The 16029-nt window shown below is 67.5% G+C and carries 17 protein-coding genes and 1 pseudogene; 12 read left to right on the plus strand and 6 right to left on the minus strand.

What is annotated here, in order from left to right:
• The first annotated feature begins 188 nt into the window (after nt 1-188).
• The 4 genes from rplJ to QT17_RS06270 all read left to right on the plus strand — a co-directional run bounded on the left by rplJ (nt 189) and on the right by QT17_RS06270 (nt 2888).
• A complete protein-coding gene (gene rplJ, locus QT17_RS06255) occupies nt 189-710 on the plus strand; it encodes a 50S ribosomal protein L10 (protein ID WP_039458060.1) in 522 nt (173 codons plus the stop codon).
• 10 nt (nt 711-720) lie between these two features.
• Entirely contained in the window at nt 721-1098 is a 378-nt protein-coding gene (rplL, locus tag QT17_RS06260) for a 50S ribosomal protein L7/L12 (protein WP_039457924.1), read from the plus strand.
• A 66-nt stretch (nt 1099-1164) separates the two neighbouring features.
• Nucleotides 1165-1731, plus strand: coding sequence for a UbiX family flavin prenyltransferase (locus QT17_RS06265; RefSeq protein WP_039458062.1), 567 nt, complete (start codon nt 1165-1167; stop codon nt 1729-1731).
• A 38-nt stretch (nt 1732-1769) separates the two neighbouring features.
• A complete protein-coding gene (locus QT17_RS06270; RefSeq protein WP_039457927.1) occupies nt 1770-2888 on the plus strand; it encodes an acyl-CoA dehydrogenase family protein in 1119 nt (372 codons plus the stop codon).
• On the opposite strand, the gene QT17_RS06275 is transcribed toward QT17_RS06270, so the two are convergent.
• The gene (locus QT17_RS06275) at nt 2885-3655 is read right to left on the minus strand and encodes an SDR family NAD(P)-dependent oxidoreductase (RefSeq protein WP_039457929.1); all 771 of its coding nucleotides are present in this window, start codon (nt 3653-3655) and stop codon (nt 2885-2887) included. The genes QT17_RS06270 and QT17_RS06275 overlap by 4 nt on opposite strands.
• Before the next feature lie 4 nt (nt 3656-3659).
• Nucleotides 3660-4787, minus strand: a complete 1128-nt coding sequence (locus QT17_RS06280; protein ID WP_039457931.1) for an alanyl-tRNA editing protein — start codon at nt 4785-4787, stop codon at nt 3660-3662.
• Between the two features lie 99 nt (nt 4788-4886).
• On the opposite strand from QT17_RS06280, the gene QT17_RS06285 reads away from it, so the two are divergent.
• Both QT17_RS06285 and QT17_RS06290 read left to right on the plus strand, forming a co-directional pair.
• Entirely contained in the window at nt 4887-5618 is a 732-nt protein-coding gene (locus QT17_RS06285) for a pseudouridine synthase (protein WP_039457933.1), read from the plus strand.
• Between the two features lie 142 nt (nt 5619-5760).
• Nucleotides 5761-6887: pseudogene (locus QT17_RS06290) on the plus strand (VanW family protein).
• On the opposite strand, the gene QT17_RS06295 reads toward QT17_RS06290, so the two are convergent.
• The 4 genes from QT17_RS06295 to QT17_RS06310 are packed head-to-tail and all read right to left on the minus strand — an operon-like array spanning nt 6829 to nt 11983.
• Nucleotides 6829-7089, minus strand: coding sequence for a hypothetical protein (locus tag QT17_RS06295; protein ID WP_039457935.1), 261 nt, complete (start codon nt 7087-7089; stop codon nt 6829-6831). The pseudogene QT17_RS06290 and the gene QT17_RS06295 overlap by 59 nt on opposite strands.
• Nucleotides 7089-9563, minus strand: coding sequence for a type I DNA topoisomerase (topA, locus tag QT17_RS06300; protein WP_039457938.1), 2475 nt, complete (start codon nt 9561-9563; stop codon nt 7089-7091). The genes QT17_RS06295 and topA overlap by 1 nt, the downstream gene beginning before the upstream one ends.
• 33 nt (nt 9564-9596) lie before the next feature.
• A complete protein-coding gene (locus tag QT17_RS06305; protein WP_039457944.1) occupies nt 9597-10925 on the minus strand; it encodes an acetyl-CoA hydrolase/transferase family protein in 1329 nt (442 codons plus the stop codon).
• The gene (locus tag QT17_RS06310) at nt 10922-11983 is read right to left on the minus strand and encodes an alanine dehydrogenase (protein ID WP_039457945.1); all 1062 of its coding nucleotides are present in this window, start codon (nt 11981-11983) and stop codon (nt 10922-10924) included. Before QT17_RS06310 ends, QT17_RS06305 begins: the two co-directional genes overlap by 4 nt.
• 87 nt (nt 11984-12070) lie before the next feature.
• Here QT17_RS06310 and QT17_RS06315 point away from each other — a divergent pair, with 87 nt between their 5' ends.
• Genes QT17_RS06315 through tatC form a run of 6 tightly spaced genes read left to right on the plus strand, consistent with a single transcriptional unit; the run spans nt 12071 to nt 16018 of the window.
• A complete protein-coding gene (locus tag QT17_RS06315) occupies nt 12071-12547 on the plus strand; it encodes a DUF456 family protein (RefSeq protein WP_039457947.1) in 477 nt (158 codons plus the stop codon).
• 3 nt (nt 12548-12550) lie between these two features.
• Entirely contained in the window at nt 12551-12787 is a 237-nt protein-coding gene (locus QT17_RS06320; protein WP_152607342.1) for a glutaredoxin family protein, read from the plus strand.
• Between the two features lie 15 nt (nt 12788-12802).
• The gene (lgt, locus tag QT17_RS06325) at nt 12803-13651 is read left to right on the plus strand and encodes a prolipoprotein diacylglyceryl transferase (RefSeq protein WP_152607345.1); all 849 of its coding nucleotides are present in this window, start codon (nt 12803-12805) and stop codon (nt 13649-13651) included.
• Nucleotides 13652-13661: 10 nt separating this feature from the next.
• A complete protein-coding gene (glmU, locus tag QT17_RS06330) occupies nt 13662-15023 on the plus strand; it encodes a bifunctional UDP-N-acetylglucosamine diphosphorylase/glucosamine-1-phosphate N-acetyltransferase GlmU (protein WP_039457956.1) in 1362 nt (453 codons plus the stop codon).
• 39 nt (nt 15024-15062) lie between these two features.
• On the plus strand, nt 15063-15278 hold the full coding sequence (locus QT17_RS06335; RefSeq protein WP_039457958.1) for a TatA/E family twin arginine-targeting protein translocase: 216 nt from the start codon (nt 15063-15065) through the stop codon (nt 15276-15278).
• Complete coding sequence (gene tatC / locus QT17_RS06340) at nt 15275-16018, plus strand: twin-arginine translocase subunit TatC (RefSeq protein ID WP_039457961.1); 744 nt, start codon at nt 15275-15277, stop codon at nt 16016-16018. Before QT17_RS06335 ends, tatC begins: the two co-directional genes overlap by 4 nt.
• The last annotated feature ends 11 nt before the right edge of the window (nt 16019-16029 follow it).

Raw genomic sequence — 16029 nt, forward strand, 5'->3', positions numbered from 1 at the left:
GCGGCCTGGCTTGACGCCAGGCCCCCCTTCCCGTAGACTTCAGGTTGGCACCCCGGGCGCATGTGCGCCCAGGCCCAAGACAGCGGGGGGCTAAAGGCCTTAAACATCCCGCCGAGGCGCTTGAGGGGGAGCGTTTCGTAAAGCCCGAAAACCGGTTGGGGTTCCCCTGCCCCAAAAGGGAGGAAGGCGTGCCAAACAAGCGCAACGTTGAGCTTCTCGCCGCCCTCAAGAAAAGGCTTGAGGCGGCCCGTGGCTCCTTCTTCCTGGTGAACTACCAGGGGCTTTCCGCCAAGGAAACCCACGCCCTGCGCCAGGCCCTAAAGGAGAAGGGGGCGCAGCTTTTCGTGGCCAAGAACACCCTGATCCGCATCGCCCTGGAGGAGCTTGGCCTGCCCAAACTGGATGGGCTTCAGGGACCGAGCGCCGTAATCTTCTACGAGGATCCGGTGGCGGCGGCCAAGGCCCTGGTGGAGTTCTCCAAGAAGAACCCCAAGGGCATCCCCGAGGCCAAGGGCGGCCTTCTGCAGGGCCAGGTGCTCTCGGCCAAGGACGTGGCGGCTTTGGCGGAGCTCCCCACCATGGACGAGCTCCGGGCGGAGCTGGTGGGCGTCCTGCAGGCGCCCATGGCCGAGCTGGTGGGCGTTTTGGGGGGTGTGGCCCGGGAACTGGTAGGCATCTTGGAAGCGTACGCGGAGAAGAAGGCGGCGTAGGAGGTAGAAGATGGCTTTGGACATTGAACGCATCAAGGAAGAGCTTTCCCAGGCGACGGTTTTGGAACTCAAGCAGCTCATTGACGCCCTCAAGGAGGCTTGGGGCGTGACCGCCGCGGCCCCCGTGGCGGTGGCGGCGGCCCCGGCCCAGGCGGCGGCCGCGGCCCCCGCTGAGGAGAAGACCGAGTTTGATGTGATCCTCAAGGATGCCGGGGCCAAGAAGCTGGAGGTCATCAAGGAGCTTCGCGCCATCACCGGGCTCGGCCTCAAGGAAGCCAAGGACCTGGCGGAGAAGGGCGGCCCCGTCAAGGAGGGCATCCCCAAGGCCGAGGCGGAGGAGATCAAGAAGAAGCTCGAGGCCGTGGGCGCGGTGGTGGAGCTGAAGTAAGCCCCCGCTCCACGGGGTGCCCCCCAGGTCTAAAGGGCCTGGGGTTTTCCCTTTAGGATGGGAAGCATGCAGGCCTTACCCCGGGTGGTGGTGGGGATTTCGGGGGCGAGCGGCATGCCCTACGCCCTGGACCTCCTAGAGGCCCTCCAGGGCCTTGCCGAGGTGCACCTGGTGGTCTCCCAAGGGGCCAAGCGGGTGCTTTGGGAGGAGGTGGGGTTAAGCCCCAAGGACCTTTACCCCCTGGCGAGCCGGGTTTATAAGGATGCGGACCTCGGGGCCTCCATCGCCTCGGGCTCCTTCCCCACCCGGGGGATGGTGGTGGTCCCCTGCTCCGCCGCCACCCTGGCCAAGATCGCCCTGGGCCTCGCCGACACCCTCCTCACCCGGGCGGCCTACGTGCACCTGAAGGAGAAGAGGCCGCTTATCCTGGTGCCCCGGGAAACACCCTTGCCCCTTCCCACCCTCAGGGCCATGGTGCAGGCGGCGGAGGCGGGGGCGGTGGTCCTTCCTGCAAGCCCCGGCTTCTACCACCGGCCCCGGGAGATCAAGGACCTCCTGGGCTTCGTCACCCAGCGCATCCTGGACCACCTGGGCCTGAAGGCGGAGCGCGCCCCCCGTTGGGGCGGAACCTGACGCTTTTTTGCCTCCTTGCGGTGATACGATAGGGGGCGATGACCCTTACCCAGGAGCAGAAGCTGGTCTTGGACACGGTGCGGAAGGTGGCCAAGGAGGTGCTTTACCCCTTGGCCCCGGAGTACGACAAGGAGGGGAAGTACCCTTGGCCGCAGCTTCGCGCCTTGGCGGAACTCGGGCTTCTTGGCATGACCACCCCGGAGGCCTGGGGCGGGGTGGGCCTGGACTCCGTCACCTGGGCCTTGGCCCTGGAGGAGATCGCCGCCGCCGACCCCAGCGTGGCGGTGATCCTTTCCGTGACCAGCGGGCTTCCCCAGTACATGCTCCTCCGCTTCGGCACCGAGGCGCAAAGGCGGAGGTACCTGGTGCCCCTGGCCAGGGGGGAGTGGATCGGGGCTTTCTGCCTTACGGAGCCCCATGCGGGCTCGGACGCCGCAAGCCTCCGCACCCAGGCCCGCAAGGTGCCGGGAGGGTACGAGCTTAACGGGGTGAAGAGCTGGATCACCTCCGCCGGCCAGGCCCACCTCTACGTGGTCATGGCCCGCACGGAAAAGGGCATCAGCGCCTTCCTGGTGGAAAAGGACACCAAGGGGCTTTCCTTCGGCCCTCCTGAGGAGAAGATGGGCCTCCACGCCGCTCATACTGCGGAGGTGCGCCTGGAGGGGGTCTTTGTTCCCGAGGAGAACCTCTTGGGCGAGGAGGGGCGGGGCCTGGCCTACGCCCTGGCGGGGCTGGACTCGGGTCGGGTGGGGGTGGCCGCCCAGGCGGTGGGCATCGCCCGGGGCGCTTACGAGATTGCCAAGGCCTACGCCGAGGAAAGGGAGCAGTTCGGCAAGAAGCTAAGGGAGCACCAGGCCATCGCCTTCAAGATTGCGGACATGCACGTGAAGATCGCCGCCGCCCGGGCCCTTGTCCTGGAGGCGGCGCGGAAGAAGGACCTGGGGGAGCGCTTCACCCTCGAGGCCAGCTCCGCCAAGCTCTTCGCCAGCCAGGTGGCGGTGGAGGTGACCCGGGAGGCGGTGCAGGTCCTGGGGGGCTACGGCTACCACCGGGACTACCGGGTGGAGCGCTACTACCGGGATGCCAAGGTCACGGAAATCTACGAGGGCACCTCGGAGATCCAGCGCCTCATCATCGCCCGGGAGCTTTACCGCTAAACGGGCCGGCCCGCCATCATGAAGCTGGCCGTCATCCCCCCGTCCACGGGGAGGATGGCTCCCGTGATGAAGCTGGCCTTCTCCGAGGCCAAAAAGAGCACCGCCTCCGCCACCTCCTCGGGCCGTCCGAGCCTGCGCAGGGCGTGGAGGTCCTCCCAGTCCCGGCGGGTCTTCTCCGGGTCTTCCGAGAGCAGGATGGCCTCCAAAACCGCCTCGGTGGCGATGGCCCCGGGGGCCACGGCGTTCACCCGGATGCCTAAGGGGGCGAGGTCCAGGGCCAGGGAGCGGGTGAGGTTCACGAGGCCCCCCTTGGAGGCGTTGTAGGCGGCGTTTTCCTGCTCGGCGAAGAGCCCTTGGACGCTGGCCACGTTCACGATGGCCCCGCCCCCCACCTTCTGCATCCTGCGGGCGGTCAGGGCGGAAAGGTGCATGGGGGCGGTGAGGTTCACCTCCAAGACCTTCCGCCAGTCGGGAAGCTTCACCGTGAGGGCCGAACCCGGGGCGGCGGTGGCGGCGTTGTTCACCAGGACGTCAATCCGGCCCAAGGCCCTTTCCGCCTCCTCCACGAAGCGCACCCGGTCCCTCTCCTCCGCCAGGTCCGCCTGGACGAAAAACCCGCCCACCTCCTCCGCCACCTCCCGCCCCTCGGGCCTGAGGTCGCAGAGCGCCACCAAGGCCCCTTCCCGGGCGAAGGCCCGCACGATGGCCCGGCCGATTCCCCTGGCGCCCCCCGTGACCAGGACGCCCTTCCCCTCAAAAAGCCCCATGCCCCTAGCTTACCCGCTTGGGGTCCAGGGCCTCCGCCACCTTTTCCTTGGGCAGGGCCCCCTGGACCACCTCCTTGCCCCCGCCCTTGGCCCCCAGGGCCTTCAGGCCCTCCAGGACCTCCATCCTTTTGGGGCCCAGGAGGGCGAAGCGGCCTTCCGGGGAGAGGAGGAAAAAGGTCTGGTCGCTCCAGGAAAGAAGCCTCTTGGCGAGCTCCCCCAGGACGGAAGCCGGGACCAAAAGCGCCCTTTCCTCCAGGGCCCTGGGCAATAGGGCCTCCACCAGGGCTTCCTTTAGGGCCTGGTTTTCCCCCTTAAGGGTGTAAAGCTCTTCTTGAAGCTTCTGGATGGGTTTTTCCACGTCCAAGGGGTTGGTGGAAAAGCCGAGGGCGAGCCGGGAAAGGAGGGCGTGCTTGGCGTGGTAGTCCTCCAGCGCCTCCCACCCCGCCACGAAGTAGACCCGGCCTCCCCCCTTGTACCGCTCCCACTTGAGGACCTTGATGGGCCCGGCCTGGGCGCTCGTCTTGAGGTGGGTGCCCCCGCAGGCGGCCAGGTCAAAGTCCCCGATCCGCACAAGGCGCACCTGGCCCTGCACCTTGGGGGGGCGCCTTAGGGGGTATTGGGCCAGCTCCTCCTCCGTCACCCAGAAGGCCTCCACGGGGTAGTCGGCGTAGACGGCGAAGTTGGCGAGGGCCTCCGCTTGGCGGAGCTTGTCCTCTTCCGGTTCCTCCTCGAGGTCCACGGTGCACACCGCCGAGTCCAGGCTCACGGCGATGGTGTGGTACTCCCCGGCACGGAGAAGGGCTTGGGAGAGGATGTGCTGGGCGGTGTGGCGCTGCATGTGCCGAAAGCGTCTTTCCCAGTCAATCTCCCCTTCCACCTGGGCCCCTTCAGGGACGGGGTGGGAAAGGACGTGAACCACGTCCCCGAAGGCTTTTTCCTCCTCGTAGACGTGGAGCACCCGCACCTCCCCGAACGCTCCCCGCAGGACCCCGGTGTCCGCGGGCTGCCCCCCGGACTCGGGGTAGAAAAGGGTCTGTGAGAGCACGGCGTAGTGCCCCCTTTCTTCGCTCCAGGCCCGCACCACTTGGGCTTGAAAGCGGGTGGCGTAGCTGTCCAGCTGGTAAAGCCTCATGCCCCTTAGGATAAGGAGGATGGCGCCCTTGGACCGGGAGGAGTTTGCTCAGTTAGACGTCAAGGGGGCCCTTTGGCGGCTGGAAGGGGCCAGGGAGCTATGAAGGGGGAGCGTTTGGATAGGCTCCTCGCCCACCTGGGCCTTGGGAGCCGCAAGGAGGTGGCAGGGCTCGTGCGGGCGGGGCAGGTTTCCGTGGCGGGGAAGGTGGTGCGGGACCCCGGTTTGCGCGTGCCCCCTGGGGTGGAGGTGGCCCTGGACGGGAAGCCCCTCGAGGTGCGGCGCCACCACCACGTGCTCCTGCACAAGCCCGCGGGCTACGTGACGAGCCGCAAGGAAGGGCCTTCCGTCTATGCCCTTTTGGAGGGCTTCCCTACCCGGGATCTTTCCCCGGTGGGCCGCCTGGACAAGGACACGGAGGGGCTTCTCCTCTTTACCACGGACGGGGAGCTCCTCCACCGCCTCACCCACCCCCGGCACAAGGTGGAAAAGCGCTACTTGGCGCACCTCCTCCACCCGGCCACGCCCGAGGACCAGAAGGCCTTCGCCCAGGGGCCGGTTTTAGACGGGGAAAGGCTTCTTCCCGCCGAGCTTCGCCTGGGGGAGGACCCCAGGTGGGTGGAGTTGGTCCTTCGGGAGGGGCGCTTCCACCAGGTGAAGCGCATGTTCGCCGCTCGGGGCAACCGGGTGCTTTACCTGAAGCGGCTATCCATGGGGCCTTTGACGCTGGGGGATTTGCCTTTGGGAGAAGCCCGCTACTTGACGAGGGAAGAGGAGGAGGCCCTTTACCGGGCGGTGGGCTTAAGGGGTGAGGACCCGGAAGGTGAGGTCTAAGGCCAGGCGCTCCGCCCGTTCCCCGGCGGGCTCGAGGGCGTGGTCTTGGCCATAGCCATAGGGGAAGGTAGATCCCCATATGTTCAGCTAGGCGCGGGCATCCTTCACAAGGCTTTCACCAAGGGCGTGCTACCCTTGGGACATGCCCTTGGGGCGGGTTCTTCTCCTCCTTCTGGGCCTCGGGGGAGCTTGGGGGCAAAGCCCACCCCTGGAGGCGCTTTTGGTCTTGGAGGAGGACGTCATAGAGGAGGGGAGGCTTGTGACCTACACCGGGGTAAAGGGCTACCCCGTGGCCTCGGAGGCGGAGCTGAAGGCCCTTCTCAAGCGCCTCGCCCGCCCACCCCGCCCGCCCCGCTTCGTCTACCAAGAGGGCAGGTGGCGGGGGGTGGAGAAGAAGGGGCTTAGCTTCGTGGAGGAGGAAGCCCTTTTGGCCTACCGGGAGGCGTTGGCCAGGGGGAAGGAAAGCTTTCGCCTCCCCGCGCATTACACCCCGCCAAGCCCAAGCCTAAAGGACCTTTACGCCCTGGGGGTGCGGGAACACCTGGCCACGGGGGAGACGGACTTCAGGGGGTCCAGCCGGGAGCGGGCCCACAACCTCCTGTTGGCCTCCAGCAAGCTGGATGGCCTCCTAATCCCTAAAGGCGTCTTCTCCTTCAACCAGGCCCTGGGGCCCATCACCGAGGAGGAAGGCTACCGGGAAGCCTTCGTCATCGTGGGGGACCGCACGGAACAGGGGGTGGGGGCGGGGTGTGCCAGGTGTCCACCACCCTTTTCCGCGCCTTCTTCCTCGCCGGGCTTCCCGTCCTGGAGCGCCACGCCCACAGCTACCAGGTGGCCTACTACAGGCCCCCTGGCCTGGATGCCGCGGTGTTCCAGCCCTACAAGGACCTGAAAGCCCTGAACGACACCCCGGGCTACATCCTGGTGCAGCGCTCCGTGGTGGGCACGAAGCTCCGCTTCCACCTTTTCGGGACCAAGGACCGGGAGGTCGCCTGGGAAGGCCCCTTCATCCGCGAGCGCAAGCCGCCCCTTCCCCCCAAGGAGGTGCTGGACCCCTCCTTGCCCCCGGGCGCGCGCAGGCAGGTGGACTTCGCCGCCGAAGGGGCCCGGGTGGAGGTGCGCCGCAAGGTGCGCTACGCCGACGGTCGGGTGCGGGAGGACCGCTTCGTGAGCGTTTACCGCCCCTGGGGGGCGGTCTATCTGGTGGGGCCTAGCCCCACTCCACAAGCACCGCCCGCTCCACCGGCAGGAGGCGGTGGGGCTCCGTGACCCGGGCGGCTTCTCCCTTCCTGAGGTGCAGGTAGCGCCCCCCGGGGAGGTCTATGACGAGCTCCCCTTCCAGGAGCAGGTAAAGGGCGGCCCCTTGGCGCTCCTCCGGCTCCAAGAGGGGGTAGGCCTTCAGGGAGGTGCCCGGCACCTCCACCCGTTCCGCCCGGGCTAGGCGCAGGAGGTGGAGTTTAAAGCTTTCCATCAGGCGGGGGCCACCTCCTTCTTGGCCCGGCCCTTTTGCATCCGAAGCTTAAAGAGGGCCCGCCGGGCAAGCTTGACCTCCGCCTCCGCGAGGGCCTTCCCCTGGGTCAGGGCTTCCACCGCCTGGCGCTCTTCCGGGAGGAGGCTTGGGAGGAAGGCCTTCAGGGCCTCCCAGTCCGCCGGGGGTTTGGGGGCGCTTGGGGCCTTGGCGCTTTTCTTAGCCTTTTTCGGACCTTGGGCCTTGGGGGCGGGAAGGAGCTTGGGGTCGTGTGCCGGGCAGTTCGGGTTGATGCAGGCACCCTCCCCCTTTTTCACCAAGGGCCAGCCGCAGCTTGGGCAGGTCGTATCCAGCAGAGGGTAGAAGGAAAGGAAGTCGCAGGCGTTTTCCTCGCACTTGTAGTAGGGCTTGCCCCGCTTGCTCCGCTTTTCCAGCACCCGGCCGCCGCACTTGGGGCAGGTGTGGCCCGTGGGCTTGCCGTCGTCCCGGGTGTAGTCGCAGGCCGGGTAGCCGGAGCAGGCGATGAAGCTCCCGTAGCGCCCCTCCTTGCGCAAGAGGGGCTTGCCGCACTTGGGGCAGGCTTCCCCGATGGGCTCCGCCTCCTTCTTTTCCAAGGGCTCGGTGTAGGTGCACTCCGGGTAGCCGGTGCAACCCAAGAACTGCCCGTAGCGGCTCACCTTGAGCTCCAGGGGGCGGCCGCACTTGGGGCAGGTCTTCTTGGGCACCTGGGCGAGCTCCCCCAAAAAGGGCTCGTAAAACTCCCAGACCACCTGGGGCCAAGGGGCCTTGCCCTCCTCCACCTGGTCCAGGCGGTCTTCCATGCGGGCGGTGAACTCGTAGGCCACCACCTGGGGGAAGCGCTCTTTAAGGTAGCGGGTCACCTCCCGGCCCAAGGGGGTGGGGAGGAGGGTGCGGCCCCTGCGTTCCACGTAGCCCCGCTTCTCCAGGGTCTCCAGGGTGGGGGCGTAGGTGGAGGGGCGGCCGATGCCCAGCTCCTCCATGGTCTTCACCAGGCTGGCGTCGGTGTACCGGGGTGGGGGCTCGGTGAAGCGTTGCTCGGGGGTGATTTGCAAAAGCTTGGCCTCGGCCCCTTCCGGCACCGCGGGCACCGGGGGCTCTTCCTCCTCTTCCTCCTTCCCCCAGGCCTTCAGGTAGCCCTCAAACTTGAGGATGGAGCCGGAGGCGCGGAAGCGGAGGCGGCCCTTTTCGTCCTCGAGGACCACCGCCGTCTGCTCGTAGAGGGCGTCCTTCATCTGGCTCGCCAGGAAGCGGCGCCAGATGAGGTCATATAGGCGGTACTCCTCCTCGGAGAGGTACTTGCGCACGCTTTCCGGGGTGCGCCTGGGGTCGGTGGGGCGGATGGCCTCGTGGGCGTCCTGCACGCCTTCCTTGCGGTTTTTGTAGACCCGGGGAGTTTCGGGGAGGAAGCTTGGCCCAAAGCGCTCGGCGATGACCTCCCGGGCCAGGGCCAAGGCCTCAGGAGATACGCGCACCGAGTCGGTGCGCATATAGGTGATGAGGCCCACGGTGCCCTCGGGGAGGTCCACCCCCTCGTAGAGGCGCTGGGCGATGCGCATGGTGCGGCTCGCCGTGTAGCCCAGGCGGCTGCTGGCCGCCTGCTGCAAGGTGGAGGTGGTGAAGGGGGGCGGGGGGGATTTGCGCCTTTCCCTCACCTCCACCTGGGCCACGCGGTAGGCCCCTTTGAGGGCTTCCGCCGCCAGGGCCTTGGCCTCCGCCTCGGTCTTCAGGTGGAGCTTCCCTTCCTTCTCCCCTTGCCCCGCCCAGAGGCGCTTGCCGTCCACCTCGTAAAGAAGGGCGGGGAAGGTCTTTTCCGCCGCCTGGAAGAGGCCTCGGAGAAGCCAGTACTCCTCCCGCTTAAAGGCCTCAATCTCCTCCTCCCGCTCCACCACCAGCCTCAAGGCCACGCTCTGGACCCGGCCGGCGGAGAGGGCCCGCTTGCGGAACTCCAGGGAGAGGAGGGGGGAGAGGTTGTAGCCCAAAAGGCGGTCCAGGACGCGGCGGGCCTGCTGGGCGTCCACCAGGTTCTGGTCAATGGGGCGGGGATGTTCCACCGCCTGGCGCACCACCTTGGGGGTGATCTCGTGGAACTCCACCCGGATGGGCTCCTCAGGGTTGCGGCCCAAAAGCCGGGCCACGTGCCAGCCGATGGCCTCCCCTTCCCGGTCGGGGTCGGTGGCGATGAGGAGGCGCTTGCCTTGGGCCGCCCGCTTGAGCTCCTCCACCACGGGCTTCTTGTCCTTTTTCACCTCGTAGGTGGGGGCGAAGTCCCGGTCCACGTCCACCCCCAGTTCCCGCTCGGGGAGGTCGGCCACGTGGCCGCGGCTTGCCCGCACCTCGTAGGCGGGGCCCAGCATCTTCTGGATGCTCTTGGCCTTGGCGGGGGACTCCACCACCACCAAGGTGGCGGCCCCGCCCTTGGCCGGCGCGCTGGTCCCTCGGGTGCTCTTCTTCGGCATCGCCCCCTATTTAGGGGGGTGGGGGCGGGGTTGTCAAGAGCCAGCGCCGCTTTTGCCCTTCAGGTCGGCGCCCGGGTAGCTTCGGGGAAGGAGCTTCCTCTCCCAGGCGGCCCGGGTGAGCTCCTCCTGGAAGTCGGGGTGGGCGATGGCGATAAGGGCCTCCGCCCTTTCCCGCAAGGAGCGGCCGAAGAGCTCGGCGATGCCCCACTCCGTCACCACGTAGTGCACGTCGGCCCGGGTGGTCACCACCCCCGCCCCCGGCTTCAGGTAGGGGACGATGCGGCTATGCCCCTTGGCGGTGGAGGGGAGGGCGATGATGGGCCGGCCTCCTTCGCTCCGGGCCGCCCCCCGGATGAAGTCCAGCTGCCCGCCGAAGCCGGAGTAGATGCGGGTGCCGATGGAGTCCGCCACCACCTGGCCGGTGAGGTCCACCTCTATGGCGGAGTTGATGGCCACCATCTTGCGGTTTTGCGCTACCACGAAGGGGTCGTTCACGTAGTCGGCGGGGTGGAGCTCAAAGAGGGGGTTGTCGTGGACGAAGCGGTAAAGGCGCTCCGAGCCCAGGACGAAGGTACCGATGATCTTGCCGGGGTGGAGGGTCTTCTTGGCCCCGGTGATGAGGCCCTTTTCAAAGGCCTCGAGGACCCCATCCGAGATCATCTCCGTGTGAACGCCCAGGTCCCGCCGCCCCGAGAGGCTCGCCAAGACGGCGTCGGGGATGGCCCCGATGCCCATCTGCAAGGTGGCCCCGTCCTCAATGAGGCTCGCCACGTGCTCCCCGATTTTCCGCTCCACCTCCCCGAAGCCCTCCCGCTTGAGTTCGGGCAGGGGCCAGTCCAGCTCCACGATGGCGGTGAGGCGGGAGACGTGGACGAAGGTGTCCCCCAGGGTTCTCGGCATCCTGGGGTTCACCAGGGCGATCACGATGGGGGCCGCCTCCACCGCCGCCTTGGTGGCGATCACCTCCACCCCCAAGGAGCAGAAGCCGTGCTCGTCCGGGGGGGAAACCTGGATGAGGGCGGCGTCCAGGGGCAGGATGCGCCGCTTGAAGAGCCAGGGCACCTGGTGGAGCATGATGGGCACGTAGTCCGCCCGGCCCTGGTTCACCGCCTCCCGGTCCGCCGGGCCCACGAAGAAGGAGCGGCGGCGGAAGTGCCCCTCCATCTCGGGGCTGGCGAAGGGGTCTTCCCCCATCTGCAGGAGGTGGACGAGCTCCACGTTATGTAGCTCGTCCTTGCGGGCGGCGAGGGCCTTGAGGAGGGGCGTGGGGGTGGCGGCGTTGCCGGAGACGAAGACCCGCATCCCCGAGCGGATCAGGGTCACGGCGTCCTCGGGCGAGGTGAGCTTCTTGCGGTAGCTCATTCTAGGTGGCCTCCTTTCTGGCCCAGGAGGAGGTAGGCCCCTTGGCGGAGGGCGGGGACCTTGAGGGGGTCGTCCTCCACCTGAAGTAGGAAGGGGAGGAGCGTGGCGGTGAGGGCGTGGCTCGCCGTGCGGGGCACCAGGGCGGGGACGTTGGGCAGGCAGAAGTGGGTGACGCCCAGCTCCTGGTAGATGCCGGGCCGGCTCGTCTCCGCCACACCCCCTTGGTCAATGGCGAAGTCCAGGAGCACCGAGCCCCGGCGCATGCGGGCGAGGAGCTCCCGGGAAAGGAGCACGGGGGCCCTTTCCCCCGGCACCGCCACCGCCCCCACCAAGACGTCGGCGAAGGCCACGTACCGCTCCAGGCGGCTTTGGGTGATGAGGGCGGTGATGGCCCCGGGGGCTTCCCGGCTTGCCTCCTCCAGGGCGGAAAGCTCCTTGTCCAGGAGGTAAACCGAGGCCCCGGCCCCCAGGAAGGCCCGGGCCGCCGCCCGGCCCAAGGTGCCCGCCCCCAGGACCACCACGTCCGCCGGGGGGATGCCGGGGAGGCCGGAGAGGAGCATCCCCGGGCCCAGGGGGGCCTCGAGGAGCCGCCCCGCGATCTGGGGAGCCATGCGCCCGGCGATCTCGCTCATGGCCTTCAGGACGGGGCGCCTTGGGCCTTCCCCCATGAGCTCGTAGCCGATGGCGCTAAGGCCCTTTTCCGCCATGGCCTCCACGAGGCCCGTTTCCGCCACCGCCAGGTGCAGGAAGCCCATGAGGGTGGCCCCGGGGCGGAGGAGGGCGAGCTCATGGAGGGTGGGCCGCGCCACCTTGAGCACCACCTCCCCCCGGCCGAAGGCCTCCTCCCGGCTCACCAGCGTGGCCCCCGCCTCCTCGTAGGCGGCATCGGGGAAGCCTGCCCTCTCCCCGGCCCCCCGCTCCACGTAGACCCGGTGGCCCCGGGCCACCAGCTCCCGCACCCCTTGGGGGGTGAGGGCCACCCGGCCTTCTTGCACCTCCTCCCCCAGGGCAGGGGGGATTTTTAGGCTCGTCCGTTCCTTGGGTAGGCCAAAGTCCATACCCGCCTCCTGCCCCTGAGCTTACGCCTCTAGGGGGTGGCGGATGTCCCTTGTCCTTCTCATCCCCCTTTGCCCTAGGCTTGGCCCGTGGACGCCTTTGCGGACTGGCTCTTTGTGGTCCTCTGGGCGGCGGGGGTTCTCCTCACCCTGGTACCCTTCGTGCCCGCCACCTTGGTCATCCTCTTGGCCGCCTTTTTGCACGAGCTCCTCGTGGGCTTTCGGGAGCTTTCCCTGGGGCTATGGGTTTTCCTCGGGGCCTTGGCCCTTTTGGCCATGCTCCTGGACAACCTGGCGGCCCTCTGGGGGGCTAAGCGCTACGGGGCGGGGCGGGCGGGCCTTTGGGGCGCCTTCTTGGGGGGCCTCCTGGGCCTTTTCCTGGGGGTGGTGGGGGTCTTGGTCCTCCCCTTCCTCCTCGCCTGGCTCTTTGAGTACCTTTCGGGCAGGAAGCCGGAGGAGGCCCTGAAGGCGGCCTGGGGCACCCTGGTGGGCCTCATGGGGGGCGTGGTGGCCAAGGTCCTCGTCCACCTGGCCATGGGCCTTCTGGTAATCCGGGCGGTCTTCTAGCGTATGCTTGAGGGCATGGAGCTCGTCTTCGTCACCCGCGAGGGGTGCGGGCTTTGCGAGAAAGCGGAAAGGGCCCTTTGGACCCTGGGGGTGCCCTACGTGCGCCGGGACGTGGACCAGGACCCGGAGCTTTTCCGCCTTTACACCTTCCGGGTCCCCGTCCTCCTCTTGGAAGACCAGGTGCTTTTGGAAGGGGCTTTTGGGGAGCGGGAGCTCATGGCCTTGATGGGGGGGAGGTGAACCATGGACCCCACCATGATCCAGATCGGCCCCTTGCGCATCCAGTGGTACGGCTTCCTCCTCACCTTGGCCATCTTCCTCGGCTTTGAACTGGCCAAGCGCCGCCTGAAGGCCTGGGGATTGGACGCGGAGCGGTTTGAAACCGTGGCCTTTTGGGCGGTGGTCTGGGGGGTGGTGGGGGCAAGGCTCGGCTACGTCCTCACCTCTCCCGGCTACTTCCTGCAAAATCCCCTGGAGATCCTTTACGTGTGGCACGGGGGGCTTTCCTTCCACGGGGCCATTTTGGGAGGGGCTTTGGTCTTCCTCTACTACCACCGGAGGAAGGGCTACCCCCTTTGGCCTTACCTGGACGCCGCCACCCCCGGGGTGGCCTTGGGGATCATCGCCGGGCGGATCGGGAACCTCATGAACGGCTCAGACACCGTGGGCCGCCTCACCACCTTGCCCATTGGCTTCACCTGGCCGGAGTGGGCCAAGGGGTTTCCCGGGGTCTGCCCGGGGATTGACGACATCTCCCAGGTCTACCGGTGCGCCGAGCTCGTGAGGGGCCCGGTCCACCTCACCCAGGTCTACGGGGCCTTGGTGGGGGTGATCCTCCTGCCCCTTTCCCTCTACTGGCTCCGCAAAAACCCCTTCCCCGGCTACGCCTTTTGGAACTTCCTCCTTTGGTACAGCGTCCTCCGCTCGGTGTTGGAAGAGCCTTTCCGCCTGAACCCCCTTTGGCTTCCCGTCTACCGCAACGATGAACTCGGCATCGGCCTCTTCACCGCCACCCAGGTGGTGAGCCTGCCCCTCATCCTCCTTTCCCTCTACATGCTCCGGCGGCTTTCCCGCCAGGCGGGGGCGGCGAAATCGGTTGGCTAAGATGGGAACCATGCACGCCCACGTGATCCTGGCCGCGGGGCAGGGGACCCGGATGAAGTCCCGCCTGCCCAAGGTCCTGCACCTCCTTTTGGGAAAGCCCATGCTCCTTTACGCCGTGGAGACCGCCTTGGCCTTGGGGCCGGAAAGGCTTGTGGTGGTGGTGGGCCACGGCGCTTCCCTGGTGGAGGAGGCCCTAAGGGGCTACCCGGTGGAGATCGCCCGGCAGGAGGCGCAGCTCGGCACCGCCCACGCCCTCTTGCAAGCCGAGGCGCTCCTGAAGGACTTCCCCGGCCCCTTTTTGGTGACCCAGGGGGACACCCCCCTCCTTTCCCCAAAGACCCTTAAGGCCCTTTTGGCCAAGGTGGCGGAGGGAGCGGGGATGGCCCTCCTCACCGTGGAATTGGAAAACCCCACGGGCTATGGCCGGATCCTCCGGGAAGGGGAGGAGGTCCTCGCCAACGTGGAGGAGAAGGACGCTTCCCCTACCCTTAAGGCCATCCGGGAGGTGAACGCCGGGGCCTACGCCTTTGACGGCTTCCTCTTCCAGGCCCTCAAGGAGGTGAAAAACGAAAACGCCGCCCAGGAGTACTACCTCCCCGACCTCATCGCCATCTACCGGGCTCACGGGAAGAAGGTGGTGGCGGTGCGGGGCGTGGCGGAGGAGGCCCTCGGGGTGAACACCCGGGAGGAGCTCGCCCGGGTGGAGGGGGTTCTTTTGGCCCGGCTCCGCGCCGAGTGGATGAAGCGGGGCGTGCGCATGGTTCTCCCCGAGACCATCTACCTGGAGCCTTCCGTGGAGCTTGCCCCCGACGTGACCCTCTGGCCCGGGGTGGTGCTAAGGGGGCGGACGCGGGTGGGGGAGGGGTGCGAGGTGGGGGCGTATGCCATTTTGGAGGACACCATCCTGGAGCCTGGGGCGAAGGTCCAGGCCCACACCGTGGCCCAGGGGGCCCACCTCCATGGGGGGGCCGATGCCGGGCCCTTCGCCCGGCTCCGCCCAGGGGCGGTCCTGGAGGAAGGGGTGCACGTGGGCAACTTCGTGGAGGTGAAGAATAGCCGCCTTCACCCCGGGGTCAAGGCGGGGCATTTGGCCTACCTGGGGGATGCGGAGGTGGGGGAGGGGTCCAACATCGGGGCCGGCGTCATCACCGCCAACTACGACGGCAAGCGCAAGCACAAGACCTTCATCGGCAAGCAGGCCTTCATCGGCTCCAACAGCGTCCTGGTGGCCCCGGTGAGGGTGGGGGATGGGGCCATGGTGGGGGCGGGGAGCGTCATCACCCACGACGTGCCCGAGGACGCCTTGGCCGTGGCCCGGGGCAGGCAGCGGAACCTCGAGGGCTACGCCAAGCGGAAGCGGGAGGAAGCCTAGCTTCATTTTCCCTTCAGCCCCGGTGCTAAACTGGGGGTTATGAACCTGGGCATGCCGGAAATCCTGGTGATCCTGGTGGTGGCCCTCCTCATCTTCGGGCCCAAAAAGCTCCCCGAGCTTGGCCGCTCCTTGGGCCAAAGCATCCGGGAGTTCAAGCGGGGGGCGCAGGAGATCCGCGAGGAACTGGAGAAGGCGGTGGAGGTGAAGGAAGAGGCGAAGCCTGCTCCGGCGGCTAAGGAGGAGCCCAAGGCTTGAAGGAAGCCCCGTTGGTAGAACACCTGGAGGAGCTTAGGGCCCGGCTCCTCTGGGCGCTTTTGTCCTGGGCGGTGGGCACCGGGGTGGCCTGGACCTTCCGGGTCCAGCTTCTGGACTGGCTCAAGCGCCCCTTGGACCTAGCGGCCAAGCAAAACGGCATCCAGGTCAACCTCATCGTCTTGGACATCACCGAGCCCTTTCTGGTTTCCTTGAAGGTGGCCGCCTTTGGCGGGCTCGTCCTGGCTTTGCCCTTCATCGTCTACCAGGTCTGGGCCTTCATCGCCCCCGGGCTTTACGAGCACGAGAAGCGCTTGGCGGGGCCTTTCCTCCTGGGGGCGGGGTTTAGCTTCGCCCTGGGAGCCCTTTTCGCCTACTACGGCTTTTTGCCCTTCGCCATTCCCTTCCTCTTGGGCTTTTTGGGGGACGTGATCACCCCCCAGATCTCCATCGGCCGCTACATGGGCCAGATCCTCATGATGATGAGCGTCATGGGCCTGGTCTTTGAGATGCCGGTGGTGAGCTACCTCTTGGCCCGCCTGGGCCTCCTCTCCTCCGCCTTCTTGGCCCGGAACTGGCGGGTGGCCGTGGTCCTCCTCCTCACCCTGGCGGCGGTCATCACCCCCACGGTGGACGTGGTGTCCTTGTCCATCGTGACCCTGCCCCTCCTGGTCCTCTACTGGATCTCGGTGCTGGTGGCCCGCTTGGCCGAGCGGCAACGGCCCAAGGAAGAAACCGCTTGACGGCATAAGGG

The organism is Thermus sp. 2.9, from assembly GCF_000794385.1.
In the GTDB taxonomy this organism is placed as follows: Bacteria; Deinococcota; Deinococci; order Deinococcales; family Thermaceae; genus Thermus; species Thermus thalpophilus.